Origin of the sequence: Salimicrobium salexigens, from assembly GCF_900156705.1 — a bacterium.
GTDB lineage: Bacteria > Bacillota > Bacilli > Bacillales > Halobacillaceae > Salimicrobium > Salimicrobium album.
In genome coordinates this window covers 1-24734 of sequence record NZ_FTOK01000015.1, presented here as the reverse complement: position 1 = coordinate 24734, position 24734 = coordinate 1, and the positions used below count along the sequence as shown (strand labels likewise).

Genomic DNA, 24734 nt, shown 5'->3' with positions numbered 1-24734 from the left:
TCTAATGAAATTATCTCAGACCCATGGACATTCCACAATATGGTTATATTAATGAATTTATATATAGGCTGGATAATTCATGGAAGGAATGTTCTTATGATAAAATGAAATTTCATAATTATCTGAAAGAGGTGGTTACAATGACTGAAGCAAGTCCAGGGGTTAGGAATATGTATACTGGACCTGGAGGTGGTGCTTATTCCGGACCAGGCGGTGGTTTGTACACTGGACCCGGTGGAGGTGCTTATTCCGGACCAGGCGGTGGTTTGTACACCGGACCCGGTGGAGGTGCTTATACAGGACCAGGCGGTGGTTTGTACACTGGACCCGGTGGAGGTGCTTATTCCGGACCAGGCGGTGGTTTGTACACCGGACCCGGTGGAGGCCTTTATAATGGGCCAGGGGGAGGATTATATGCAGGGCCGGGTGGAGGAATGTACACAGGGCCTGACTCTTCCCCATATATGGCCATACACCCGCCTTGGCCTTTATTTGCGAAAGAACTCCGTAAGATTGGCAAGATAAGAGAAGCTGAAACGATTGAAAAAGCTTTAAAAGAAATTGGTTGGAATAATTAATCATAAAGGCTGCGTCTTTTAGGTAAGGGATAATTATTGTCACCCAAAAGAAGGACTTCCATATTTTTATGGTAGTCCTTCTTTCTTTATTTTTCTTCAGATTCAAGACCATATTTATCATACTTAATATACACCTCTATATGGCTCAAACCTTGTAAGATATCTCGAATTCAAGTGTTCCACAATCCTGCCCTTATCTGGATGACTTGATTTCAACACAATCTCTTCGTTGGAAGAGCAACAATAATTCTAATGACTCCTATATAACAAAACCCTCTGCCTGCATAATACAGGAAAATAATACCATCTTGAACTATTCAAACCATTAATTGTCATTCTTAATTGATTTTAAGAACGTATGTTCGTATAATTATTTTTAAGGAAGGTGATTGGTTTGGGATTTCCTATTTATTCAACTACAATTCTTGAAGACTTAGTTACACAATGGTATATAAATCACCGCTATAATAATCCGGAAGATTTAAACATCCAAGACATAGGATTGGAGTCGCAAATCTTTCTTCGCTGTAAACCGATGCAAGCAAGGTTTATGAAAGTAGGTAGATTCCAAGAAATAATAGTAGACAGCCGGTTGCCTACAATATATCAACGAGAACAGTTTTTTCATGAACTTTGCCATGCTTTAAGACACGCTGGCCGACAAACGATGATGCCCAAAGCATTTCATGAACTTCAGGAAAGAGACGCACGGCATTTTACCCTTTATGCATCTCTACCTGCTCATATGATCAACGAATACACTATTACCAGCCCAGCGATAATTGATCAATTATCTCGGGATTTTAAAGTCCCTAGAAAGTTATGCATCGAACGTTTAGAAAAAATAAAAGGACGAATTGTACCATCCATTAAGATTTAATTAAATATGATTATACAAGGAGGGATATTTGTGGCTAATTTCCGAAAACGAGGAGCAAAATGGTATTTTCAAATATATTTAGGGGACGACCCTATCACCGGTAAAAAGAAGTTTTCTTCAAAAGGTGGATTTCAAACGAAAAAAGAAGCACAACTTGCTGCAGCAGAAATTGAAAAAGAAGTATATGAGAACACCTATGTTAAAGAACAAGATACTATATTCCAGGACTTCACTTTAGAATGGATTAAAATATATAGTGAGAGTGCCAAAGTCAGCTCTGTTAGAAATCGAAAGCATAATTTAGACCATTTAAATCGATTCTTTGGCTATAAGAAAATAAAAGAGATCAGTCGAAAACAGTATCAAGCTATGCTGACCTCTCTTCATAAAGAAGGCTATGCTTTTAACACGCTTGATGGTATCCATTCAACAGGTCGTATGGTATTTAAAAAAGCTGTGGAATTTCACATTATTAAAGATAGTCCATGTGAGTTTGCTAAAATTCCACGGAAAGTGGAAACGGTTGAGGAAGTTGAAAACAATAAAGGGGAAATTAAATTCATGGAGAAACCTGAACTCATTCGTTTTCTTAAAGCTGCGAAAGAAAATGGAATTGATAAAGACTTTCCCATGTTTTTAACATTAGCTTATAGTGGACTGCGTATTGGAGAACTTATGGCATTAAAGTGGACAGATATCGATATGGCTAGAGAAACTTTAAGAGTGACAAAGACTTACTATAATCCATCCAATCGCACTAAAGAATACCAGTTACTTACCCCCAAAACTAAAGGATCTATTCGCACAATTAAAATGGATCCAGATGTGCTAGAGGTATTAAAAAAACACAAGGTGCACCAAGAGGAGCTCATTTCTAATGGTTATTACAATCAATTTGATTTTGTTTTTGCTAAAGAAATCAATAATCCGGGATATCCTGAATTTTTAAAGACTGTAAACACAAGAATGCAACGTTTGTTGAAAATAATTGAAATAGACAAAAATCTTACTCCCCATTCCTTGCGACACACTCATACTTCTCTTCTCATAGAAGCTGGAGTAGGAATTAAAGAAATTCAACAACGATTAGGCCATGGGGACATAAATACAACTATGAATATATACGCTCATATCACGGAGAATATGGAAGAAAAAGCCTCCCAAAAGTTCAGTGAACTCATGAGAGGCTCTTTAGATTTATAGTGTTTTCCACGCCGGGTATGTCAAAAGTATGTCATTATACCTTTCAGGGTGAAGCTAAACCCTTGATATCAAGGGCTATGGGTGCATGATTACATCATGCCGCCCATTCCGCCCATGCCACCCATGTCTGGCATGCCGCCACCGCTGTTATCTTCTTCAGCGACGTCTGCAACGACTGCTTCTGTAGTCAAGAACATAGCTGCAACAGAACCAGCGTTTTGAAGCGCGGAACGTGTTACTTTGGTAGGGTCTACGATACCTGCTTCTACCATGTTCACCCATTCGCCTGCGGCTGCGTTGTAGCCGACACCTACGTCCTGTGTTTTCAGTTTCTCTACGATGATCGATCCTTCAAGACCTGCGTTGTGAACGATCTGGCGTACCGGCTCTTCGAGAGCACGAAGAACGATGCTTGCGCCTGTCGCTTCGTCACCGGAAAGGTCGAGGCCTTTTACAGATGCGATGATATTAACGAACGCTGTACCACCACCGGCGACGATTCCTTCTTCCACTGCTGCACGAGTGGAGTTCAGGGCGTCTTCAATGCGGAGTTTACGCTCTTTCAGTTCTGTTTCTGTCGCCGCTCCTACTTTGATGACGGCTACGCCGCCTGCCAGTTTCGCGAGACGTTCCTGAAGCTTCTCTTTGTCGAAGTCGGATGTCGTTTCTTCCGCCTGTGCACGGATTTGTGCTACGCGGGACGCCATCTGTTCGGAGTCACCTTTTCCTTCGACGATCGTTGTGTTTTCTTTCGTAATGACCGCTTTGGACGCACGGCCAAGCTGATCGATGGTCGTGTTCTTCAGATCAAGGCCGAGGTCTTCGGTGATGACCTGACCACCTGTCATGATTGCGATGTCTTCGAGCATAGCTTTACGACGGTCGCCGAAGCCTGGTGCTTTAACGCTTACCGCGTTGAACGTTCCGCGGAGTTTGTTGACGACGAGTGTCGCGAGCGCTTCGCCTTCCATATCTTCGGAGATGATGAGAAGCGGCTTGGACTGCTGTACGACCTGCTCGAGTACCGGCAGTACTTCCTGAATGTTGTTGATCTTCTTATCCGTAATAAGGATGTATGGATCTTCAAGTTCCGCTTCCATCTTATCCTGGTCGTTCACCATGTACGGGGAAGCATAGCCGCGGTCGAACTGCATGCCTTCCACTACTTCAAGCTCCGTGTTGAACCCTTTTGATTCTTCGATCGTGATGACGCCGTCGTTTCCGACACGCTCCATCGCTTCTGCAATCAGCTGTCCCACTTCGTTGTCGGAAGAGGAAATGGAAGCGACCTGTGCAATCGATTCGCGTCCTTCGATCGGGTTGGAGATTTTGCGGAGTTCGTCTGTCGCTACCTCCACGGCTTTTTCGATACCGCGACGGATGCCGACAGGGTTCGCTCCGGATGTCACGTTCTTCAGCCCTTCACGGATCATGGACTGGGCGAGTACGGTCGCTGTCGTCGTACCGTCCCCGGCTACGTCGTTCGTTTTGGAAGCTACTTCGGATACGAGCTGGGCGCCCATGTTTTCGTAGCTGTCTTTCAGTTCGATTTCTTTTGCGATAGTTACACCGTCGTTAGTGATAAGTGGGGACCCGTATTTCTTATCGAGGACGACGTTACGTCCTTTCGGTCCGAGTGTTACTTTTACTGCATCTGCTAATGTATCAACACCGCGAAGCATCGCTCTGCGGCCTTCTTCGCTGAATTTCAGTTCTTTCGCCATTTATAATGCCCTCCTTGTTTCTCTTTTTCGTATGTTTTTATTGAACGACAGCCAATACGTCGCTTTCGCGCAATACGAGATAGTCTTTTCCGTCATAGCTTACTTCCGTACCGGCGAACTTGGAATAAATCACCTGGTCTCCTTCAGCTACCTCCGGAGTGACTGTCTGTCCGCTGTCGGTTACGCGGCCCGACCCGACGGCTACGACTTTGCCTTCCTGCGGCTTCTCTTTCGCCGAATCAGGCAGGACGATTCCGCTTTTGGTCGTTTCTTCCTGCTCAAGCACTTCAATAACAATACGATCTCCAAGTGGTTTTAACAATTAGGACACCCTCCTCGAATTCATTCATATTCATATATTTTGTCGATTATTAGCACTCGTCATCAGTGAGTGCTAATACCAATTATTATAATAATCAATCCCGCTCCGTTTTTCAAGTAGTAAGGGGAGATTTTTTTCAATATTTTTATAGCAATCGTTCTGTTTCCTTCTCCAATTCCAACTATGGTAAAATTGAAACTATCAGTATGAAAAAAGGAGATTCTTATGCCCAGACGCTATTGGTATATCATCATCATTTACTTAGCCACCCAGCTCAGCGGCATTGTCGGTGCCCCGATCCTTCTCGCTTTCGGCATGGGGCAGACGGATGCGATCGCTGTCTGGTCGATCATCAGCTTCACTATTGCGACCGTGTGGATGCTGTTGTTACTTAAACCGGAACTTGAAGAGAAATCGGACCGTTCCAAATCAGGCGTCATTATTCTGTGGGGGATCGCCGGGTTCTTCCTCGCTCTGTTTGCCCAGAACATCGCCGGTATGATTGAAATGTACTTATTCAATTCGTCTCCGGAATCGGAGAACACGGAAATGCTGACGAACATTGCCAGCCAGTCCCCGATTTTCATTCTTCTCCCGGTTATATTCGCACCGATTACGGAGGAGATCATTTTCCGGAAAATCATTTTCGGCTCCATCTATAAACGGACGAACTTCCTGTTGGCGGTGTTCATTTCTTCCCTTGCGTTCGCCGCGTTCCACTTCGACTTTACGCACCTGCTCGTCTACTTCGCAGCGGGCTCTGTGTTCGCTTTCCTCTACGTGAGGACGAAGTCGATCATTACGCCGATGATCACCCATATGATTCTGAACAGCCTGGTCATGGTCGTCCAGCTCTACCGGGAGGATCTGGAGAACTATATGGAACAGATGGAAACGATACTGTTGGGAGGGTTTTTCTGATATGAAAGCATCCCCCTTGCTGATGGCCTACCTGTACCTGTTTATCGGTGCCGGTTTCGTCTTCGTCGCCGTTCAGTCGATTGAAGGGTCGATCTGGAATACGACGACGATGATTCTCGCACTGATTTCCACGTTCAACATCGGCGTCGGTATCCGCTTGATTGCTCTTCATTTCTACTTAAAGAATAACTCGAATAAAAAATAAGGCCGGGCATCATCAGCCGGCGGCTTCAAGTATAGAAAAAGCGTTATGTCGGCACTGGCATAACGCTTTTTCATTTAGATTGTATATGGAGGGTCCTCGTCTTTAAAATCCTGTAGGCCAGTTCGCCAACCATCTTTTACTCATAGAGCCGTTTTTTGCGCAGGCGAATTCAAGTGTCTGACTTAAAAATGTCCTCGTTTCCCGCGGATCGATTACGTCATCAATCAAATGCTTACCGGCCGCTTTATACGGAGAACTGTCGAATCCCCACGTTTCCAGTAATTCCGAGCGCTTTTCCTCTATGTTCTCCGCATTTTTCAGCTCATTTCCGTACACAACGTTAATACCTACTTCCGGGCCGGTGAAATTGATTTCCGCTGTCGGCCAGGCCACCACAAAATCTGCTCCCATCGTCGGGCCGCACATGTTCCCGTAGGCGGCTCCGACACTTTTACGGATAACGATTGAAATTTTCGGTACCGTCGATTGAGCCAGTGCCTGGTTCCACATCATGATTTTCGTCGGCATCTTCAGCTTTTCGGCGTCGCTCGATACACGGAAACCGGGAATGTCATGCAGAAACACGAGTGGTATATGGTAGGAATCACAAAGGCAAATAAAGTCGGCAGCTTTCTCGCATTCTTTCGCGCCGGCGGCCCCGGCGAATTGCATCGGCTGGTTCGCAATCACCCCGACCACTCTTCCGTCTATTCTCGCGAGGACCGTAATCAATGCTTTGCCGTACTCCGCTTTCATTTCGAAGTAATCCTCTTCGTCGACGATCAGTCTGATCACTTTTTTCATGTCATAAGCACGCTTCGTCCTCGTCGGCACAATGTCCACAACTTCATCTAATTTACGATGTGGGTCGTCCGTCGTTTCCCTGTGTGCCGGTGCTTCCTCTGAATTTTGAGGCATATAGTCCAGGAATCGCTTCATATTGTCGATCGCTTCGTCTTCTGTTTCGGAGAAATGGTCCGCCTGTCCCGTATATTCGGCATGAACCTCCCATCCTCCCAGTTCTTCATTCGACACTTTTTCTCCTGTGGCCACTTCCAGCATCCGGGGTCCGGCTACTGCCATCGCCGTCCCTTTGACCTGGCTTACGAAATCCGAAGAAACGGCTGTCCACGTCGGCCCGCCAAAACTGTCACCGAGAATGGATGTGATCAGCGGCACCTGCCGGTGATGCTGTAGTAACTCTTGAGGAAACAGCATTTGACTTATTCCATCCGACCCCATTCCGTCCGGCATCCGGAGCCCTCCACCTTCCATCAGGTTAAACATGGGCAGTCCGCGCCTGACGGCCAGATTGTGCAGAGCCTGAGTTTTGCGGAAGTAGACCATCCCTTCCGTACCTGCGAACACTGTTTTATCGGCAGCCTGCACTGCAACGGGACGGCCGTTCACTTTCGCCAAGCCCGTAACGACTCCGTCCCCGGCACTGCCTTCTTCTTTCCCTTCCTGATCCGAATGTGCCAGTTGACCAAGTTCCAAAAATGAACCCTCATCCACCAGTTTTTCAATCCGCTCCCTGGCCGTATAGGCCCCCAGTTCATGCTGTTTCTCTATTTTCCGGGGTCCTCCTCCAAGTTTTGCTTTATCTTTTTTCTTTAACAGTTCGTCGATTATTTTATTCATTCCGGATCTCCTTCAAAGCTATGTTGGTTCGGTCATCCTACAATTTTTACTCTTTCAGGAATCTTCGCAGCACTTTCCCTGAGCTGGTAGACGGCATTTCCTCAATGAATTCAATTGCTCTCGGATATTTGTAAGCCGCCATTTTATCTCTGGCCCACTCCACTAATTCTTTTTCACTGATCGAGGTTTCGTATGAAGGGTTCAGCACGACGAACGCTTTCACAACCTCTCCTTTCTCAGCGTCCGGGACTCCGACACACGCAACCTGAGCCACCGCTTCGTGCTCACTCATCATCGCTTCCACGTCTCCCGGGAACACACTGAATCCTGAGGATTTAATCATTTCTTTCACCCGGCCGATAAAGTATAAATAACCATCCTCGTCGATCTTTCCGATGTCCCCCGTGAATACCCACCCTTCCCGGAGGGTTTCGTCCGTCTCCTCGGGCCGGTTAAGGTACCCTTTGAATACGCCCGGGTTTTTAACCGCGATTTCTCCCTGTTCCCCCGGCGGCAGGTCTTCCCTGGTTTCCGTGTCCACAATCCGGAACGACGTATCATATGTGGCGATGCCGCACGTGCCGAATTTAATATGTTCAATCGGCATGAACGTATCACACGTATGCGTTTCGCTTAACCCGTACGAAGCCTCAAGCAGGATGCATCCTTCTGTGATACGCTTCCATTTTTCCGCTAACGATTCATCCACCTGCATTCCGAAACTGGTGGCGAAATTAAGTTCAAGAGAGTTCAAATCTCTTTTTTCGATATCCGGGTAGTTTAAAATAGCGGCATTCATCATCGCAATCGTATACAATTTGTTGATTTTGTATTTCTCGATGGCCTGGATGGCCGCTTCCGGCTCGAAACGGGTAAGCAGAACGCTCTGGAGCGCACTGTAGACCGGGATATTCACTCCCATGACCATGCCCGCAATATGACTTAACGGGGCCGAAGCCAGCGTCCTGTCCTCCTGTTCCAGTCGGTAGCCTTGAGCCGTAGCGGCTGTTTTGAATAACGCATTCCCGTAGGTGAGCAGGGCTGCTTTAGGTCGGCCTGTGGTTCCCGAAGTGAACACCATAAGCCCTACGTCATTCCAAATATCGATCGGCTCGGTCTCGGGAAGAGGTTCGGCCGTTTCAGTCACTTCCTTCATGTCATAAGCCGTTCCGATGTTTTTTTCCATTAATAATTCAGCCGGTACAGGAAGCGTCGGCGAGTCTGGGAGATAATCTGCGTAATTGGTCGTGATTGAAAACTGCAAATAAGGTGTAGTATCGCTCACGTTCTCAATCCGCTGATACAGTTCATCGCCTGAGACGATTGCTTTGATACCGGCTTCGTTGATGAAGTACTCCAGTTCACTTTCTTTATACATCGGGTTCAGGGGCACAACGACGGTTCCAAGCATTTGGACGGCATAATGGGTAATAAGGTACTGCGGGCAATTTTGCATAAATACCCCGACGCATTCTCCTTTAGCTATCCCTTTGCTTTTAAGAAAGCCCGCAAAACGACGAGTGTCATATTCCAAGTCTTTCCATGTAATCGTGTTTCCATAGTATATATACGCAGGTTCCTCGGGCATTTCTTCGGCATTCTGAATCAGGTATTCATGCAGGGGTCGTTCTCCTGAACGATATTCCAGTTTCTTCGAAAGTCCTTCAGGCCAATTCTTCCTCAACACTTCTTCCATTACTTAACCTCCCTGGTATAGTGACCCGTTATTGTCCCGCTCCACACGGGGACTCAATTTCCTTTGAATTTCGGTGTCCGCTTTTCTTTAAACGCCTGCACCCCTTCTTTATGATCCTCCGTCGATACCATCGTTGCCTGCGTAGTCCTCTCCCGTTCGAGAATCGTTGCCAGATCGGTATCAAGTGCCTGATCGACGATGTTTTTCATGAAGCCGTAAGCCACCGCAGGGCCGGATGCAAGCTTTACTGCAAATTCATGCACATTCTGCTGCATGTCTTCCTGCGGGTATACGTGATTGACGATGCCAAGCTCCTGGGCTTTCGTTACGGAGACGGGTTCGGCACTGAAGAGGAGTTCCTTCGTGCGGTAGGGTCCGATGAGTTTCGAGAGGAAGTAGTGGCCGCCCCCGTCGGAGACCAGTCCCACTTTTGAAAAACTCAAAATGAAATTAGTGTCCTCGGCAGCAAGAATGATGTCACAGGCGAGAGCCAGATTGAATCCGGCCCCTGCTGCGAAACCGTGGACTGCCGCAATAATCGGTTTGTCCAGTTTTTTCATCGAAAGAATCAGCTCGTTCAGTTCTCCGATGTGGTCATAAATATCGAGAGGCGCATTATCTCCCATCGTTTTGACGTCTCCGCCGGCACTGAACGCACGTCCCGCTCCGGAAAGAACGATCGTGCGTACGTCCGCGTCATTCTGAGCCTGCACGAGTGCTTCTTTCAGTCCCTGCATCATCGTCGGACTGAAGGCGTTCAGGCTGTCCGGACGATTCATAGTAAGGTACAGCACCCCTTCCTTCGTCTCTGTCAGTACGTGTTCATTTCCTTCTATCGTCATAGTTCTTCCCCCTTCTATTTTTTCATTTTATATAGACTGCCCGACTTTCACATTCCCTTTCAACAGGTTGCGGGAGATGATCAGCCGCTGGATTTCGTCGGTGCCGTCGTAAATCCTCCATAAACGCGCTTCGCGGTACCATCGTTCAATCGGCAGTTCCCTCGTGTAGCCCATGCCGCCATGGATCTGCAGGACGCGGTCCACGACCCGGTTGCCCATGTTGGAGCCATACAGTTTGGCCATGGACGCCTGATGCCGGTTGTCCTCCCCTTCGTCCAGCGTAAAGGCGGCGTTCAGCACGAGCCATTTCGCGGCTTCTATTTCCACGGCCGAATCGGCGATCTGCCACTGTATTGCCTGTCTGTCGGCAATCGGCCGGCCGAACGTTTCCCGTTCCTTCGAATAATCGATTGCCATCTGCAGCAGACGTTCGGAAGCGCCCACCGCCGTGGCTCCGACTACCCACCTGGCGAAGCCGATCCACTCAAGACCGAGTTCATATCCTCCGTCCACTTCGCCTAAAATATTCTCCTCCGGTACCCGGACGTTGTCGAAGACGAGGCTGGCCGGCCCCCATTCGCCCATCGTGTCGATGTACTCCGAGGTCCAGCCCATCTCCCTTTCCGCGATGAAACACGTCACGCCGTCCCTGCCTGACTTTTTGTGTTTCTCTTTATCGGTAAGAGCGATCACCATGACGAAATCCGCTTCGTTGCCGCCGGTGATGAACGTTTTCTCTCCGTTGATAATCCACTCATCGCCGTCTTTCACCGCAGTCGTCCGTATGTTCTGCGTATCGGAACCGGCACCCGGTTCGGTCATCGCGAAACAGGATTTCTTCTCGCCGTTGATGGTGGGAATCAAATACTTCTCTTTCTGCTCTTCGTTTCCGTAGTACAGAATGTTGTCCGCAAAGCCCCCGAACTGGAACGGTACGAAAGTCTTCGACACTTCCATCAGTACGATCGCAAGCATCATCTGTCCGATATCAGCACCTCCGTATTCACTCGGAGTATTGATGCCCCAGAATCCGGCTTCCTTCGCTTTGGCCTGAAGCTCTTCCATTTTTTCAGGGGGAAGGCTCGGTTTTCCGGCCCGTTCGTTCCGCAGCACTTCGTTCTCAAGCGGCATGAGCTCTCTTTCCACGAACCTACGGATTGTCGCCTGGACCATTTTCTGTTCTTCCGTCAAACGTAAATGCATTCCATCCACTCCTCTGGGTCAGTTTCCGTACCCCGGTTCTATACCGGTGCACAGGTCGCGCCTTTTATTTCTTCACTTTTTTGTTTCCGGAATACTCGTACCAGCCTTTGCCGGTCTTTCGCCCGAGATTCCCCGCTTTCACTTTCTCTTCCACCGATTTGGCCGGTTTGTCTTTCGGATCCCCTGTTTCCTCATACAGCTGCTTGTTCGCATAATAGCCGACGTCGATGCCTGATAGATCCATCAGTTCGAACGGGCCGAGCGGATGGCCGAGTGCTTTCTTCGTAATAATATCGATATCTTCAAAATCGGCGTAGCCGTTTTCGTATAAGTAGAGCGCCTCGTTTGAAATGGCGAATAACAGACGGTTGGCGATAAAGCCGTAGATCTCTTTCTCCAGCAGGACGGCCGTCCGTCCGAGCTGTTCACAAAATTTCACAGCCGCGTTGGCGGTTTCCTCCGATGTCTGATCGCTTTTCACCACTTCTACACAGTCCATGACGAGAGGAGGAAAGAAGAAATGCATATTGACGACTTTGTCGGGCCGCTCCGTCACCTCGGCAATTTTGGAGTTTACGATCGAGGAGCTGTTCGTCGCCAGAATGGCTTCTTTCGGAGCCAGTTTATCCAGTTCCGCAAATACTTCCTGCTTCACATCCAATTTTTCCACTACTGCTTCAATCACTATATCCGCACTCTGGACCGCTTCTTTCAGATCTGTGGTCATGTGGAGTTTGTCGAAGGCGGCCTGTTTTATTTCCCCGGAAATCTTTTCTTTTTTCACCCAGTCGTCCATGCGTGCTTCAAGCGACTGCCCGGCCTTGGAGAGTGATTCCCCATTAATGTCCTGCAGATACGTCGTGAACCCTCCAAGAGCAGAGAGCATGGCAATCTGCTGTCCCATCGACCCGGCGCCGAGGACGGCTACGTTTTGAATACTGTTCGTTTCCATATAAAATTCCTCCCTGTTAACTGACTGTTCACTATGTCTGATTTACACTTCAAAAGATAACGCTTACATTTTTGCGGTTACACCATCTTCCTTCTTCCGATTTTTAAAGCAGGGTCTATTCGTTCTCCTGCAGTTTCCTCCAGAGAATCTTACCGCTGCTCGTCATCGGAAAGCTGTCCCTGAACTCCACGATACGGGGGTATTTATAGGCGGCCATATGATTTTTCGACCACTCGATGATATCCTCTTCCTTAATATCTCCTTCGGCTTGATCATTCAGAATGACGAAAGCTTTCACCGTCTCCCCGCGCTTCTCGTCAGGCTCACTCACTACGCATGCCTGATGGATGGAGGGGTGTTTGTACAGAATAGACTCCACTTCCGTCGGCCATACTTTAAAACCGGAAGCATTGATCATGCGCTTCAGACGATCAACCAGGAAGAAATATCCTTCTTCGTCCCTCTTCACAATATCTCCGGTCCGGAAAAAAGTTTTCCCATCCAGTTCGATGTGGGACTGCTCGTTCTCTTCCTCGCGATTGTGATACCCTTTGAACACCTGAGGACCGTTTACGACGAGTTCGCCTTCCTCATAACCCGCAACTTCTTCTCCTATGGCCACGTCGATCACCCGTGCATCCACATCGAAAGAAGGAATACCGAGGCACTGCATTTTCGGACGATCCGGCGGATTAAAGTGCGTATGGGAAATCGTTTCCGACAGCCCGTAACCTTCCACGTACCGGAGACCGGTGCGCTCATACAGCTGTTCACCTACCGCCGCGGGGAGCGGAGCCCCGCCGCCGCCAATGACTTCCAGTGAGGAAATGTCATAGTTTTCAAGAGCAGGGTTCGCAAGAAAATCGATAAGCATGGTGCTGATGTTAATCCAGTGGGTACATCCATATGCTTCGATCGCTTTCGCCGCGTAATCCCGGTCCCAGCGCGTCAGCATGATCATCGTACTGCCGGAGGCGATCGGAGCGAGTGCGCTGTGCACCAGCCCGGTGACGTGAAACAGAGGCAGCGTCGTCAGCGTAACCGTGTCCGCAACCATGCTCATCCAGGCGGAAGCACCATATGTATTCGCCTGAACGGTGTCGTTCGTATGCACACACCCCTTCGGCAGTCCGGTCGTTCCCGAAGTATAAGGGATCATCGCGACGTCTGCCCCTGTACCGTTGTAAGGAGACGGGTCCTTCGTATTAGCAAGCGCCTTTTCCCACGGTATTCCTTCCGTGAACGGTTTACCTGTACCAAGCACGGCATCCGGTATGTCTGCAGGCGCCTTCTCCCGGTCGATGTAATCCGCGTAGGAAGCGACAATGATATCGTCTACAGAAGTGCTCTCTTTCAACGGTACCGCTTTACTGTACAGCTCCTCCCCCGTCAGTACATGACGTATATCGCAGTCTTTCACATAAAAGGCGAGGTCCTCCGTCGTGCTCATCGGGTTGGCCGGAACGACTGTCGCCCACAGTCGCAGAATAGCGAAGAAACTTATTACAAACTGTGGGGAGTTCTGCATGTACAAAAGCAGTGTATCGTTCGGCTCCACACCCAGTTCATTCTCGAGATATCCCGCGAGCCGCTCCACTTCATCGGTAAGACTCCGATACGTCAGCGTACCGCCGTAATAATTGATGGTCGTCTCGGGTAGGGTTAACGTTTTCGGCAGACGTGCCGGCCAAAATCGAAAGTGCTCCGTGTTCATATAAAATGACTCCTTTCCGTTTTGCATTTATGATCCCCCGGCTTACAGATGATACCGCTGTTTTTCAGCCGGGCCGTGTTCCGAAAAGGTATCCCCTTCATCCATCAGGACCGTCCCCGCCTCATTCAGCCGTGGTACAACGTCCATGATCCCACGCTGACTAACGTAGGCGACATCTTCATAAAACCCGTAATCCGACAGCATTTGTCCGACGCTCGATTGGGCCAGTACGCTCACTGCTTCCTCTTTCATGTTTTCATAAAATAATTGTGCCGACCTGGCGCTGTCCGTCAATTCAGCGTCATCCATCTCTCTTATAAGGCAGTGGATGAAATAACCGGCGCCGTAGTAGTCTTCCATGCAGAAATTGTTCCTTGATCCGGAACAGATCGCCACGATAGTTTCGTTATCATGTGTGTCGGCTATCCGCTTCCCTACCGCCTCCCCGTTCAGGAGAGAGGCGGTATATACTTTCTTCGCAGGTGCGGCCTTACGGATTGCGACTGTACCGTTTGTCGTTGATAAAATGATTGTTTTCCCGGCGACCTGGCTATTCAGAATGGAGGGGAGCGGATTTATGAAACCCTCCACAGGCAGACCGTCTGTTTCTCCGGCAAGCAGTATATCTTCAATCGGAGTATTCAGCTTCTCCTTCACACGGAACGCTTCCTTCGTGTCCAGCACGGGGACGATCCGTTCAGCCCCGGAGGCAAGACAAGAAGCTATCGTTGATGTAGCCAGCAGTACATCGAATACGACGGCGATTTTATTCCCGTTTATGTGCTGTTCCTCGATTTCCTCCTTTTTCCACAGCAGATGGATTTTCATTGTTGTATCCCACGCCTTCGCTATTATTTATTGCCTGTTTACCCGGGAGTTCCGGGCGTGTCCATATAGAGATTGTCTGTATCATACCTACTGGTTAGTATGTTCAAAATATTAAGATAATTGTAACAGAATATTGAAGTTTTTCAAGTTAAAAGTCACCATCCGAAAACTGATTTATGGAAATTCTCTCCATAAAAAATAAGATGACTCCGCCGTGCTGGCGAAATCATCTTATGCAGGTATATTCTTAATCATCCTGTACGCCTTTCATGAAGAATGCGAACGGAAGAGCTATGAACAGTACGGCAGAAGAGACGAGGAACGCTTCATTCAGCGTCTGCAGTGTCGCTTCCTGCATGTTCGTACCGACAGCAATCTGAGCCCGGCGCACTTCGTAATAGATCGAGAAGAAAACGATACCGAGCGAAGAGGCGATCTGCCGGATAATGTTGTTCATGGCGGACCCCTGGGCGACGTATTCATCAGGAATCGCGTTCATCCCGGTCGTCGTAGCCGGCATGTTACTCATGCCCATCCCGGCTCCGCGGATCGCATTCAGCAGTAGAATCCACCAGAACGGACTGGACGTCTCGAGCATCCCGAGTCCGACGGTTGAAATCCCCATAATCGCAAGACCCGGAGGAAGAACATATTTCGGCCCTTTTTTATCAAGGAGTCTCCCCCCGAAGGACATAAACACCCCGCTCATAGCTGCCGCCGGTAAGAACAGGAGCCCCGTCCATACTTCGTTCAGACCGTATACGTTCTGTATGAGAAGCGGCAGCAGAAAAATGCCCGAGAAGAGACCGATGGAAGCCGACGACGTAATCAGTATCGATATGGCGTACGTCGGCACTTTGAACACCGACAGATTCAAAAGCGGCTGTTCCTGACGTATTTCATACCGGACGAACACGAATATCAGAATCAGCCCGGTTGCGACAATACCCAGGTTCAGCGGTTCAAAAAGAATCTCCGGTGTACGTCCCCGTCCGAGGGCGAACAGTATCCCCCCGATTCCGGAAGTGACGAGCAGAAATCCGATGAGATCGAACCGTTTCTCCGGATCGCTCTCGGTCTGTTCCAGAAATTTCACAGACAATAGGAGTCCGATGAGACCGAACGGTATATTCACCGCAAACAGCCACGGCCACTCCAGCACCTGGATGAGCAGTCCGCCGACGGTCGGCCCGATTGCCGGCGCCACCATGGCCGCAACGCCGTAAATTCCGACGGCCAGTCCCCGCTCGTTTCTCGGGAACGAGTTGAATATAAGCGCCATCGCAATCGGCATCATAAGACCCCCGGCAGAGCCCTGGATCGCCCGGGAAGCGATGACCATGCCGAGGGAGCTGCTGAAGAAACCGGAAGTGGAACCGACGAGGAACAGAGTGAGACCGACGAGATAGACTTTCTTCTTCCCGAACCGGTCTCCGAAATAGCCGGTGAGCGGCATCGTCATACCCATCGACACCATGAAAATCGTCAATATCCATCCGGCTCCCACGGCAGTCGTATCGAATATTTCGATGAAGCGCGGCAGAACCGGATTTAACATACTATTGTTCAAAATGACGGTGAACGTCCCGAATAATACGGAGACGACGACCAGCCATTTTTCAGGTATTTTCGCCATAGTTTATCCTGACCTTTCGAATATCGAATTATTATTGACTATACCCTGCGTTTCACGAAAAGAAACTCTTCCAGGAAACGATAATAAAAAGCCCGGGGGAAGCCCCGGACCTCTCAATAGAGTAGTTGGTTACAGCGGATAATGCTTCAGAAAATAAGCAAGTGACTGCAGTTCGACAGACAAATCGATGTGATGCACGCGTACGGTAGGAGGAACGGAAATTCGCGCCGGTGTAAAGTTCAGAATCCCGGACACGCCCCGCTCCACCAGCCGATCCGTAATCCCCTGAGCTTCCTGGGACGGGACCGTCAGAATGGCCACCGACACGTTTCCCATCTTTTCTTCCAGATCATCGATATGAGCGACCGGCACACCGCCGATTTCCGTGCCGACGAGCCGGTCGTTCGCATCAAAAGCTACCACTATTTTCGTGTTGTTGTTTTTCATGAAGTTGTAGTTCAGAAACGCCGTTCCGAGATTCCCTACCCCGATCAGCGCGACTTCGGTCGTCTCATCCTGGTCGAGCGTTCTTCTGAAAAACTGCAGCAGATGTTCCACATTGTAGCCGTAGCCTTTTTTGCCGAGCGCTCCGAAATAAGAAAAATCCCGGCGTATCGTCGCAGAGTCCACTTTGACCGCGTCGCTCAGTTCCTTTGAAGAGACCCGCAGTTTCCCCTGTAAGTATAAGTTATTGATGAACCGGTAATATAAAGGCAGGCGTTTCGCCGTAGCCTGGGGGATCTTCATTTCATCACCCATGTCTCCTCCTCCTTCTTTCTCCTGTTCTATAGTTTATCAAAAAACGTGATGGATTTCACAAAGTTAGCACCTTTTGTTGCCCCTTCTGCTTTGTATGAGATACACTAAATAAGTCGAGGTGAAAAATTATGATACTAATGCAGCTGAATCAATTAACGAAGCGTTTTGGAGCTGAGTTAATTTTATCCGATATCGATTTGGAAGTACAAACAAACGACCGCATCGCCATCGTCGGAAGAAACGGAGCGGGGAAATCCACCCTGCTTAAAGTGATGGCCGGAGAGATGGGATATGAAGAGGGGAACATTTTCCAGTCCAAGGAGACAAGCGTCGGCTATCTGGAACAGCATAGCGGACTCGAGTCGAACGGAACGATCTGGGAGGAGTTCTCCCGCGTTTTCGATCATCTGAAGAATATGGAAGACAAACTGAGAAAAATGGAAAGTGAGATGGCGGACCCCGATCATTTCGCTTCTCCGGAGGAATACCAGGACTTTCTCGAAGAATACGACCGCAGGCAGAACGAATTCCAGATGGCCGGAGGGTACCGGTACGAAGCGGACATGAAAGCCGTACTGCAGGGACTCAGTTTCCCCGAATCCATGTGGGACCAGTCCATCACTACGCTGAGCGGCGGACAGAAGACGAGACTGGCACTCGGAAAACACCTGCTCACGAAACCGGACGTCCTCATTCTGGATGAGCCGACGAACCACCTGGATATCGACACGCTCACGTGGCTCGAGAACTATTTATCCTCCTACCCGGGTGCTGTCGTCATTGTCTCCCACGACCGCTATTTTCTCGATAAAATCGTAAACACTGTATACGAAGTCGCCCTGCAGCGGGTGAAGAAATACACCGGCAACTACAGCGACTATCTGAAGCAGAAGGAAGCGGACTTCGAACAGGAAATGAAGCAGTACGAGAAACAGCAGGGTGAAATCAAGAAGATGGAAGATTTCATTCAGAAGAATATCGTCCGGGCGACGACCAGTAAGCGGGCGCAGAGCCGGCGGAAACAACTCGAGAAAATGGAGAAAGTCGAAAAGCCGAAAGATGACGCGAAATCAGCAAAATTCACTTTTCAGATCGACAGACGGAGCGGAAATGATGTACTGAAAACGGATAATCTCGGTTTCGGTTATCCGGACAGCGATTATCTGTTCCGTGACGTGAGTCTGGACGTTTCCCGCGGAGATTCCATCGCTCTGATCGGCCCGAACGGCGTCGGAAAATCGACGCTTCTCAAACTGCTTACGGAAAAACTCAACCCGAGCCACGGCGATATTATGCTCGGTGCGAATGTACAGATCGGCTACTATGATCAGGAACAGAGCGAACTGAACCGGAAGAAGATGGTGCTCCATGAACTGTGGGACGACTACCCGATGGAAGATGAGAAGGATATCCGCACCATTCTCGGGAACTTCCTGTTCACGGGAGAGGACGTGCTGAAACCGGTGACCGCTTTGAGCGGCGGGGAAAAAGCCCGCCTGTCTCTCGCAAAACTTATGATGCAGAAAGCGAACCTGCTGATTCTCGACGAGCCGACGAACCACCTGGATCTCGACAGTAAAGAGGTCCTCGAAGCCGCTCTCGTCGACTATCCCGGAACGCTTATCTTCGTCTCTCACGACCGTTATTTCATCAACAAAATCGCCACGCAGATCGTGGAGATGCAGCCGGAGGAGACGCGCACGTTCCTCGGGGACTATGACTACTATCAGGAGAAAAAACGCGAGGAAGCGGAACTGAAGGCTATTGAAGAAAGAGAAAAAGGGAAACCGGAAGCAGCCGCTTCCACGGAAGGGAAACGCTCCTTTCAGGAAGACAAAGCCGCTAAACGGGAAGAACGGAAGCGCCTCCGCCGTATTGAAGAGATAGAAACCGAAATCGAGAGCTGGGAACAGAAAATCTCGGACAACGATGACGAGCTCTGCAAACCCGAAGTATATCAGGATTCCGGGAAATCAGGAGAACTGACGGAAGAAAACAGACAGGCAGAGCAAAAAATTGAAGCACTTATGGAAGAATGGGAAGAATTGCAGATCGAAGAATAAAAACAGGCACCTGGGGAGAATTCCTGACTGATTCTCAACAGGTGCTTTTATTTTATGAATAACTTTATCCCGAATGTTATCCACAGATAAACAGTATTTACACCAGTTTTCAACAGGTTTATCAACACTATCCACAGGAAAAACGGCAGTTACCCACATTTTTTATCCACGTCACCATTCCCGATTTTACGGTTTTCCACTTCATTCATCCACACTCCCTGCACATTCCTGTGTATAAGTGTGCAGTCTATACGAAAAAAACCTGCAGAAACGTAGTGTCTCTGCAGGCAGACGGTTTTCCTCAGTTCCGTCCTCTTTTCCCGTATTCCTCAAGGTCCAGCCCCGGATGAGCGTTCAGATCCCACCCGGCCCGGTGCCCCTGTCTGTAAGCGACAGCCCCGGCCGCAGCGATCATCGCCGCATTATCCGTACAGAACTTCAACGGAGGGATAAGCAATTCCTGACCCGTCTCCTGGAATGTTTCCAAAAGTCGTGCGCGGAGGCCGCTGTTGGCAGCCACCCCTCCGGCTACGATCACCTGTTTCACTCCGTAGGCTTCGGCTGCTTTTTTCGTTTTTGTGGATAACACTTCTACCACACTTTCCTGAAAGCTAGCTGCTACATCCTCCGGTCGGAATTCCTCACCTTTCTGGCCTGCATTGTGAAGCTTGTTGGTCACTGCAGACTTCAGGCCGCTGAAACTGAAATCGAAAGATCCCTCTTCCAGCCAGGCTCTCGGGAAATCGATGACCGGCTCCCCGGCAGCTGCCAGTTTGTCGATTTCAGGACCGCCGGGATAAGGGAGCTTCAAAAGACGGGCCACTTTGTCGTACGCTTCCCCGGCAGCGTCGTCCCTTGTCTCACCGATGACTTCGAAGTCGTTGTGCCCTTTCATAAGGACGAGTTCGGTATGCCCCCCGGATACGACGAGTGCAAGCAGAGGAAATTCGAACTCTTTTTCAAGCCTGCTGGCATAAATATGACCGGCGATATGATGGACACCGACGAGCGGCTTCTGTCTGGCGAAAGCGATGCCTTTGGCCGCGTTCACTCCGACGAGAAGTGCACCCACGAGACCCGGGCCTTCCGTCACTCCGATCGCATCCATATCATCAAGAGTCATTCCGGCCTCCTGCAGTGCCTCCTCGAGGGTTACCGTAATCTGTTCAATATGATGCCTCGAAGCGATCTCAGGGACTACACCGCCGAAACGTTTATGACTTTCAATTTGGGAAGCCACCACGTTTGCCACGAGTTCTGTTTCATTTTTGATGACGGCTACTGCCGTTTCGTCACAGCTTGTTTCAATAGCCAGCAAATACTGATCGTTATTCATAATTTCACCCACATAACTAAAGCATCTTCCCCGTTATCCGGGTAATAGCTTTTTTTTATTGCGCCCGGTTTAAAACCGAAGCGGCGGTACATATGCTGAGCAGTAGTGTTCGTCACACGCACTTCAAGCGTAATTTGAAGGACTCCCGCCTGTTTTGCGCGGGCCATGACTTCTGCAAACAGTCTCTGCCCATATCTCTTCCCGCGGGACTCCGGATGAATGGCCAGGTTTGTAATGTGTGCTTCTTCATAAACGAGCCATATCCCGCAGTAGCCGATTACTTTTCCCTTATCCTCTATAAGAAAGTATACGGCGTAAGGATTGTATTCCAGTTCTTCCAAAAACGTATCTTCCGGCCACGGGTCCGGAAAAGTCGCCCGTTCCACCTGCACCACCCGACTTATGTCCTCCGTCGTCATTCTTCTGACGCCACCCACCTGCTACTTCTCCTTTTGTCTGAGCCATTTCTGTTCAGCTTCCGGCAGGCGCAGGTAGTTGGGCATAAGTGTATGGAGCGAAGAGGCCGGTTTTTTCATGGCTGACAGAGCCAGATACGACGGTCTCGCATAGCGGTGGGCCGCTCCCGGAAAAACAGCCCGTTCTCCGAGCTCCTGTTCAATCATTTCACGAAAAGCAGATTCGTCCTGACTGATGAAAAGAACGGACTGTTTCATGTCGTGCAGCCGTTCAAGCCACGTCTTCATATCTATATTCTCTTCTTCCATCACTACATTCATCTCTTCATCATAAAGTCCCGTATACACACGACCCCGTCTGGCGTCAAAGAACGGGCAGATAAGGCCTTTGAAAAAGGTCCCCTGCCTTGCCAGTACTTCAAGACTGGAAACGCCGACGACCGGGATATTGAGAGCAAAAGCCATCGATTTAGCTGTAGCCATCCCGATGCGCACGCCAGTGAAAGACCCCGGCCCGTGCGCTACGGCAATCTGATCCAGTTCATCCGGAGACGTGTCCGTTTCCCTCATCATCTGCTCAATTGCAGGCATAAGCCGTACGGAGTGATTCTTTTTCACGTTCGTCACCCATTCACCCACGACTTCGCGGTTTTTGATGACCGCTACTCCAAGCACGTAGTTCGAAGTATCAATCGCTAATATATTCATTAGTTATCTCCTCACAGATCGTTTCAAAATGGGAAGAGCGCGGGGTGAAGAAAAAGGATCGTGCGTCTTCCCCTTCATAACTGACTCTGATGTCCAGCCGCTCTTCGGGTAAAAAATCTTCTATATAGGAAGCCCATTCCACTACGGTTACGCCGGAGCCGAAAAAGTACTCCTCAAATCCGAGGTCCTCTTCCGTATCCTCCAGACGGTAAGCGTCCATGTGATAAAAAGGAAGGTCCCCGGCATATTCTTTAATAATGGTAAACGTCGGACTGTTAATTGTTTTTGTCACACCGAGTGCTGCTCCGAGAGCCTTAGTAAACGTCGTTTTTCCGGCACCGAGATCTCCTTCCAATGTGAGCACGTCCCCGGGCTGAAGTTTCCCCGCGAGAAAAGCAGCGAGTTCGCCCGTCGTTTCCGGGCTGTTCGATGTTATTTTCATAACCGTTTCCTTCTTTCCTTCAAATGAGTATAGCCTGTCGGCTGCAGCGTTTCTGTACCCTGAGGGCTGTGGAGAAGAACTTCCGGAAGGTCAGAAGCACTCACTGTACCGATGAACGTAAGGCGGATATCCAGTTCCCGGGCTTTCTCGAGGAGCGCTTCTTTCTCCCCGGGTGCCACCGTTCCAAGCAGTTCAAAGTCTTCGCCGCCGCTAAGTGCCCATTCTCCCGCCTGGTCCGGATACCGATTCCTGAGTTCCTCACTCACCGGAACCTTTTCTTTCTGAAGGTGCAGTCTTACCCCGGAAGCAGTAGCAATTTCATTCGCCTCACTCGCTATCCCATCGCTGATATCGTTGAGACAGAGTCTGGAAAGAGAAGTGAGGCCAGCTGCAAATTCGGCTTTCGGTTCCGGATATCGATGGCGAGCGATAAGATGGCCGGACACGGATTCTCCGGGGTTCATCAGTTCTTCCAGTCCTCCGCGCGAGTCTCCGAGCGTCCCGGTGACGAAGATCACATCCCCGTCCTCCGCATCAGACCGGTAACGTCCTTTGTCCGGCGGAAGGTAGCCGTGAGCCGTAATAGCGACCACTGTCTGTGAGCCGCTCACCGTATCACCTCCGACCAGGTCCATGCTATGCTTTCCGGCAAGCTGTTCCATACCGTCATAGAGGGCGATGATCTCCTCATCCGTCCAATCCGGTGTCAGTACCAGCGAAACACTGTAAAATGCCGGACGGCTCCCCATTGCGGCGAGATCCGACACGTTCGCAGCCAGCGCCCGGTATCCGACGGCGTGCGTATCCATCGTTTTTCTGGAAAAGTGGACCTCTTCCACCATCGTATCAGTGGTAAATACGATATCCTCCGAAGAACGGAAGACGAATGCGTCATCTCCTACCCCCTTCACCACGGAAGGCTGCCTGTAGTATGTGGGAATGATTTTCCGTATCAGTTCAAATTCTTCCATCGCTGATCACCCGTCTTTTGTGGTTTATGTCGTTGTTTCATTATAACAGGGTGCTGTAAAAAAGAGGTTCTATTTCAAATGTTGGGGTGGAGGATCTTTTCCTCCGCCCCTTTATCCTATGTTTTTCCCTACGTGCTTGAATTGGTGATGCATCAGAATGCGGGCCCGTAACCGGTCGTGCCGGCGAAAGCCGAAGGCATTCCGTTTCAATACTTTCGTCTGGTTGTTCAACCCTTCCACGAAGCCATTGCTGTAATCAAACATAAAACTATTCATGATTTCGGTCTGCCAGTTCCTGAACGTATCCACCGCGGCCATGAATTCTTTCATCCCTGAGGAAGCCACAAGATCATAAAAGGCATATAGGTCCTCTTTCACTTGCTTGATCTCTCCCCGCTTTGCTATCTCAAACCACGTTTGATACGCCTCTTTTAATCGATAAGCCACTTTCAATTCTGAAGACAGATGGAGGTATCTTTTCAGATACCATCGCTGTTTATCCGACAGGGACTCATAGGGTTTGTGAAAGACATGTCTCATCCTCTTACACTTTCTGCGGTCGTAATCATGAAAGTCCTTCTGGACTCTCTTCCTTACACGGTCTACAGCCCAGTTGATATACCGGCAGAAGTGGAAACGGTCGGCGACGATGATGGGGTTATTCAATGCTTTGTTCACCGCCGACTTGAAGGCATAGCTCATGTCCATGACGACACACTCTACGTTCGACTTTTTCTTCTTCAGATAGTCTTTAACGGTCTCGGCCGATCGGTCCGGTAGGATATCAATCGGTTCCCCGGTATCCGCGTTAGCGATGATGACCTGATACTTGCCCCGGTCCGTATCTCCCTTATATTCATCAATCGCAATTACGCGAGGAAGCTCCTCCACTTCTTTCAGGTGAGACGCCGAGATACGATCAAAGCGCCGGACGGCGGTATTGGGCGATGTATGAAACAGGTGGGCTGTGTCTTTAAAGTTCTTGCCATGGATGAGCCTGAAGCCGAAGGCCTGGTTCCATTCTTTCGAATGGCGCTGGTAACGCTCAACCAGAGAATTCTGTTCCGCAAACTTTTTCCCACATGCGCAGGCATACCGTCGTTTACGATAGAAAAGGTGAGTCAGGCGTTCAAACCACTTGAGATGTTGGACCTTCTGCACCCGATAGTCATGAACCCGACGGGTTCTAGCTCGACAGGAAGGGCAAACGTGGGTTTTTTTCGGCATCTGAACATGAAGGTACAAACACCCGTCCCGTTCCTCCGTCTTCCTCACCTCCACACCTTCAAATCCTGGAATCATCATGGTAGAATGCATATATACACACAACTCCTATCTTTTTCTTGGGTCTCGTCAATTCAAGTGTAAAAGATAAAGGAGCTTGTGTGTTTTTTTATGCTGAATTTTATTGATACCCCAACAAATATTGTAGAGCCAAAAAAGAGAAAAAATCAGTAAAAAACCCCGGGCGCGCGGCTCGGGGCATTTGCATATAAAGTCATTTTATTTTTTAAAAAATGGCGGTCCGGACGGGACTCGAACCCGCGACCTCCTGCGTGACAGGCAGGCATTCTAACCAACTGAACTACCGGACCAAAAATTGGTTGCGGGGGCAGGATTTGAACCTGCGACCTCCGGGTTATGAGCCCGACGAGCTGCCAGACTGCTCCACCCCGCGCTGATTAAAAAAAACG

The 24734-nt window shown here is 49.3% G+C and carries 23 protein-coding genes and 2 tRNA genes; 6 read left to right on the top strand and 19 right to left on the bottom strand.

Annotation, left to right across the window (positions count from 1 at the left end):
• Positions 1 to 189 precede the first annotated feature (189 nt).
• The 3 genes from BW931_RS12685 (at position 190) to BW931_RS12675 (ending at position 2661) form a co-directional block, all read left to right on the top strand.
• On the top strand, positions 190 to 525 hold the full coding sequence (locus tag BW931_RS12685) for a hypothetical protein (protein WP_159435717.1): 336 nt from the start codon (positions 190 to 192) through the stop codon (positions 523 to 525).
• Between the two features lie 438 nt (positions 526 to 963).
• Positions 964 to 1458, top strand: coding sequence for an ImmA/IrrE family metallo-endopeptidase (locus tag BW931_RS12680; RefSeq protein ID WP_234972645.1), 495 nt, complete (start codon positions 964 to 966; stop codon positions 1456 to 1458).
• 30 nt (positions 1459 to 1488) lie between these two features.
• Complete coding sequence (locus tag BW931_RS12675) at positions 1489 to 2661, top strand: site-specific integrase (RefSeq protein WP_084193940.1); 1173 nt, start codon at positions 1489 to 1491, stop codon at positions 2659 to 2661.
• A gap of 89 nt (positions 2662 to 2750) precedes the next feature.
• On the opposite strand, the gene groL is transcribed toward BW931_RS12675, so the two are convergent.
• Both groL and groES read right to left on the bottom strand, forming a co-directional pair.
• Positions 2751 to 4385 carry a chaperonin GroEL gene (groL, locus tag BW931_RS12670; protein WP_076572764.1) on the bottom strand — a complete coding sequence of 545 codons (1635 nt, stop codon included), beginning with the start codon at positions 4383 to 4385 and terminating at the stop codon, positions 2751 to 2753.
• Positions 4386 to 4422: 37 nt separating this feature from the next.
• Positions 4423 to 4707, bottom strand: coding sequence for a co-chaperone GroES (gene groES / locus BW931_RS12665; RefSeq protein ID WP_008590633.1), 285 nt, complete (start codon positions 4705 to 4707; stop codon positions 4423 to 4425).
• A 225-nt stretch (positions 4708 to 4932) separates the two neighbouring features.
• Between groES and BW931_RS12660 the strand changes: the two genes are divergently transcribed.
• Both BW931_RS12660 and BW931_RS12655 read left to right on the top strand, forming a co-directional pair.
• The gene (locus tag BW931_RS12660) at positions 4933 to 5628 is read left to right on the top strand and encodes a CPBP family intramembrane glutamic endopeptidase (RefSeq protein WP_076572763.1); all 696 of its coding nucleotides are present in this window, start codon (positions 4933 to 4935) and stop codon (positions 5626 to 5628) included.
• A gap of 1 nt (position 5629) precedes the next feature.
• A complete protein-coding gene (locus BW931_RS12655; protein WP_076572762.1) occupies positions 5630 to 5833 on the top strand; it encodes a YdiK family protein in 204 nt (67 codons plus the stop codon).
• A 102-nt stretch (positions 5834 to 5935) separates the two neighbouring features.
• Here the strand turns inward: BW931_RS12655 and BW931_RS12650 are convergent, their stop codons facing one another.
• From BW931_RS12650 to BW931_RS12610, 9 genes are all read right to left on the bottom strand, one after another.
• Positions 5936 to 7474: an acyl-CoA carboxylase subunit beta gene (locus BW931_RS12650; RefSeq protein ID WP_076572760.1), complete on the bottom strand. Its 1539-nt coding sequence runs from the start codon at positions 7472 to 7474 to the stop codon at positions 5936 to 5938.
• 46 nt (positions 7475 to 7520) lie between these two features.
• Entirely contained in the window at positions 7521 to 9170 is a 1650-nt protein-coding gene (locus BW931_RS12645; protein WP_076572757.1) for a class I adenylate-forming enzyme family protein, read from the bottom strand.
• A 53-nt stretch (positions 9171 to 9223) separates the two neighbouring features.
• Entirely contained in the window at positions 9224 to 10012 is a 789-nt protein-coding gene (locus BW931_RS12640) for an enoyl-CoA hydratase/isomerase family protein (protein ID WP_076572754.1), read from the bottom strand.
• A gap of 27 nt (positions 10013 to 10039) precedes the next feature.
• Positions 10040 to 11215 (bottom strand): acyl-CoA dehydrogenase family protein, encoded by a 1176-nt coding sequence (locus tag BW931_RS12635; protein WP_008590645.1) that lies wholly within the window; start codon positions 11213 to 11215, stop codon positions 10040 to 10042.
• 64 nt (positions 11216 to 11279) lie between these two features.
• The gene (locus BW931_RS12630) at positions 11280 to 12167 is read right to left on the bottom strand and encodes a 3-hydroxyacyl-CoA dehydrogenase family protein (RefSeq protein ID WP_076572750.1); all 888 of its coding nucleotides are present in this window, start codon (positions 12165 to 12167) and stop codon (positions 11280 to 11282) included.
• 115 nt (positions 12168 to 12282) lie between these two features.
• Entirely contained in the window at positions 12283 to 13881 is a 1599-nt protein-coding gene (locus BW931_RS12625) for a long-chain-fatty-acid--CoA ligase (protein WP_076572748.1), read from the bottom strand.
• A gap of 42 nt (positions 13882 to 13923) precedes the next feature.
• The gene (locus tag BW931_RS12620; RefSeq protein WP_076572745.1) at positions 13924 to 14709 is read right to left on the bottom strand and encodes a 2-phosphosulfolactate phosphatase; all 786 of its coding nucleotides are present in this window, start codon (positions 14707 to 14709) and stop codon (positions 13924 to 13926) included.
• Between the two features lie 247 nt (positions 14710 to 14956).
• A complete protein-coding gene (locus BW931_RS12615; RefSeq protein ID WP_076572743.1) occupies positions 14957 to 16345 on the bottom strand; it encodes an MDR family MFS transporter in 1389 nt (462 codons plus the stop codon).
• 129 nt (positions 16346 to 16474) lie between these two features.
• Positions 16475 to 17104, bottom strand: coding sequence for a redox-sensing transcriptional repressor Rex (locus BW931_RS12610; protein WP_008590655.1), 630 nt, complete (start codon positions 17102 to 17104; stop codon positions 16475 to 16477).
• Between the two features lie 128 nt (positions 17105 to 17232).
• Between BW931_RS12610 and BW931_RS12605 the strand changes: the two genes are divergently transcribed.
• Positions 17233 to 19167 carry an ABC-F family ATP-binding cassette domain-containing protein gene (locus BW931_RS12605; RefSeq protein WP_076572740.1) on the top strand — a complete coding sequence of 645 codons (1935 nt, stop codon included), beginning with the start codon at positions 17233 to 17235 and terminating at the stop codon, positions 19165 to 19167.
• A 301-nt stretch (positions 19168 to 19468) separates the two neighbouring features.
• On the opposite strand, the gene tsaD is transcribed toward BW931_RS12605, so the two are convergent.
• The 8 genes from tsaD to BW931_RS12565 all read right to left on the bottom strand — a co-directional run bounded on the left by tsaD (position 19469) and on the right by BW931_RS12565 (position 24718).
• Positions 19469 to 20503 (bottom strand): tRNA (adenosine(37)-N6)-threonylcarbamoyltransferase complex transferase subunit TsaD, encoded by a 1035-nt coding sequence (gene tsaD / locus BW931_RS12600; RefSeq protein WP_076572790.1) that lies wholly within the window; start codon positions 20501 to 20503, stop codon positions 19469 to 19471.
• Positions 20500 to 20940 (bottom strand): ribosomal protein S18-alanine N-acetyltransferase, encoded by a 441-nt coding sequence (gene rimI / locus BW931_RS12595; protein WP_008590660.1) that lies wholly within the window; start codon positions 20938 to 20940, stop codon positions 20500 to 20502. The genes tsaD and rimI overlap by 4 nt, the downstream gene beginning before the upstream one ends.
• 3 nt (positions 20941 to 20943) lie before the next feature.
• Positions 20944 to 21627 (bottom strand): tRNA (adenosine(37)-N6)-threonylcarbamoyltransferase complex dimerization subunit type 1 TsaB, encoded by a 684-nt coding sequence (gene tsaB / locus BW931_RS12590; RefSeq protein ID WP_076572738.1) that lies wholly within the window; start codon positions 21625 to 21627, stop codon positions 20944 to 20946.
• Entirely contained in the window at positions 21608 to 22069 is a 462-nt protein-coding gene (tsaE, locus tag BW931_RS12585) for a tRNA (adenosine(37)-N6)-threonylcarbamoyltransferase complex ATPase subunit type 1 TsaE (RefSeq protein ID WP_008590664.1), read from the bottom strand. Before tsaE ends, tsaB begins: the two co-directional genes overlap by 20 nt.
• Positions 22066 to 23040: a thiamine-phosphate kinase gene (thiL, locus tag BW931_RS12580; RefSeq protein ID WP_076572736.1), complete on the bottom strand. Its 975-nt coding sequence runs from the start codon at positions 23038 to 23040 to the stop codon at positions 22066 to 22068. The genes tsaE and thiL overlap by 4 nt, the downstream gene beginning before the upstream one ends.
• Positions 23041 to 23151: 111 nt before the next feature.
• Positions 23152 to 24357 (bottom strand): ISL3 family transposase, encoded by a 1206-nt coding sequence (locus BW931_RS12575; protein ID WP_076572734.1) that lies wholly within the window; start codon positions 24355 to 24357, stop codon positions 23152 to 23154.
• A gap of 201 nt (positions 24358 to 24558) precedes the next feature.
• Positions 24559 to 24635 (bottom strand) — tRNA-Asp (locus BW931_RS12570).
• 6 nt (positions 24636 to 24641) lie between these two features.
• Positions 24642 to 24718 (bottom strand) — tRNA-Met (locus BW931_RS12565).
• Positions 24719 to 24734: the final 16 nt, after the last annotated feature.